The following is a 651-nucleotide window of genomic DNA, read 5'->3' on the forward strand; positions in this document are numbered from 1 at the left end:
AAAATCATAATAGACTAACTGGTGGTTATTTTGATAAAAAAGTGTTCAATTCTATCTGGCGGAAACTGTTGATTTTAGTTTAGCAGTTACAGAAGCTTCCTTACTTAACATGAGCATGTATGAAAAACTTTTAGAATACAATATAATGAAGGAAAAGGAGGAGATATTTTTATGGAGTTTTCTTTATTTTGGGTAATAAACATTTTAATAACAGTTTATTTAGTTATAGATTCAAAAAAACAAAGCAAAAACCCTGTTCTATGGGGAATCATGGGCTTTCTGTTTGGAATCATTACACTTTCTATTTACTTGATTAGAACAGATCGAAAAATTTTAGGATGGATTTTACTCGTATTAGCAATAATATTCATGCTACTATTTATCCTATTTATCATCGCCATTTTGTTTATGTCTTTTTCTTACCTTTAATTCTCTAAATTAAAACCCAAATGGTGGACATATTTTATATGTTGTCCTGATTTTGGGTTTTAGATTAACCTATTATTTTAAGTTCTTCCTTTTTTAAATCATCTATTCTATTTCTATAAAAAATTCCCCTCCCTCCCTCTATAAATATTGATTTATCAACGGTTTGAGCCGTTGTTGGGGTGTCAAAAAAATATTTTTCGACACGATTCCTAACAGAATTTA

1 protein-coding gene is annotated in these 651 nt (G+C 28.7%); it reads left to right on the top strand.

From position 1 onward, the window contains the following. The first annotated feature begins 171 nt into the window (after positions 1–171). Positions 172–429 (top strand): hypothetical protein, encoded by a 258-nt coding sequence (locus tag ACTNDN_RS24940; RefSeq protein ID WP_441132577.1) that lies wholly within the window; start codon positions 172–174, stop codon positions 427–429. Positions 430–651: the final 222 nt, after the last annotated feature.

This window comes from Niallia sp. HCP3S3_B10, from assembly GCF_052064465.1.
Lineage (GTDB): Bacteria > Bacillota > Bacilli > Bacillales > Cytobacillaceae > Niallia > Niallia hominis.